This is a genomic window from Variovorax sp. 01T439_2, from assembly GCF_056398445.1.
Window position 1 is genome coordinate 1 of record NZ_JBFTPJ010001228.1, and the last position, 1,358, is coordinate 1,358.

Below are 1,358 nucleotides of genomic sequence, written 5' to 3' on the forward strand. Positions count from 1 at the left end.
CATCAAGGGCGAGTGCCCCAACTGCCACGCCAAGGACCAGTACGGCGACAACTGCGAGGTSTGCGGCGCCGTCTACGCGCCCACCGAGCTGATCAATCCCTACTCGGCGCTGTCGGGCGCCAAGCCCGAGCTGCGCAGCTCCGACCACTTCTTCTTCAAGCTCTCGGACCCGCGCTGCGAGGCCTACCTGAAGGAATGGACCGCCGCGCCCGGCCACGTGCAGTCCGAAGTGCAGAACAAGATCCGCGAATGGCTCTACAAGGACGACGAAGGCAAGGGCGGCCTCGGCGACTGGGACATCAGCCGCGACGCGCCCTACTTCGGCATCGAGATTCCCGATGCGCCGGGCAAGTACTTCTACGTGTGGCTCGACGCGCCCGTGGGCTACCTGGCCTCGCTCAAGAACCTGCTCGACAAGCGCTGCATCGAGCTTGGCGGCGACGGCATCTCGTACACCGAGTACATGGCCGACCCCGACCTGGAGCAGGTGCACTTCATCGGCAAGGACATCATCACCTTCCACACCCTGTTCTGGCCCGCGATGCTGCACTTCAGCGGCCGCAAGGCGCCCGACGCGGTGTACGTGCACGGCCACCTGACGGTCAGCGGCGAGAAGATGAGCAAGAGMCGCGGCACCGGCATCGACCCGCTGCGGTACCTGTCGATCGGCCTGGACCCCGAATGGCTGCGCTACTACATCGCGGCCAAGCTCAACGGCCGCAACGAGGACATCGACTTCAACCCCGAAGACTTTGTCGCGCGCGTCAACAGCGACCTCGTGGGCAAGTACATCAACATCGCGAGCCGCGCGGCGGGCTTCATCGGCAAGCGCTTCGGCGGCAAGCTGGGCGAGGTGTCGGCCGACGGCGACGCACTGCTGTTCGCGCTGCGCGATGCAGCGCCGCAGCTGCATTCGCTCTACGACGGCCGCGACTACGCCCGCGCGCTGCGCGAGGTGATGGCGCTGGCCGACAAGGTGAACGAGTACGTCGACCAGAACAAGCCCTGGGAACTGGCCAAGAAGGAAGGCCAGGAAGCGCGGCTGCACGACGTGTGCACCGTGTGCATCGAGGCCTTCCGCCTGCTCACGCTGTACCTGAAGCCGGTGCTGCCGGCGCTCRCCGCCAATGTCGAGGCCTTCCTCCGGATCGRGCCGCTCGCCTGGGCCGATGCCGCGCAGAGCCTGCCGGCCGGCCACGCCATCGGCGAATACAAGCACCTGATGCAGCGTGCCGACGCCAAGATGGTCGACAAGCTGTTCGACGCGCCAGAGCCCGCACCGGCCGCCGCCGCGGCAGAAGAATCGCTGCCGGGCGGCGAAGCCATCGCGCCCGCCATCACCATCGACGACTTCGCGA

Annotated in this window: 1 protein-coding gene; it reads left to right on the forward strand. The window is 66.9% G+C overall.

What is annotated here, in order from left to right; genetic code table 11:
• Positions 1-1,358, forward strand: a 1,358-nt coding sequence (gene metG / locus AC1DOC_RS33805) for a methionine--tRNA ligase (RefSeq protein ID WP_478131585.1), incomplete at both ends; no start/stop codon positions are given.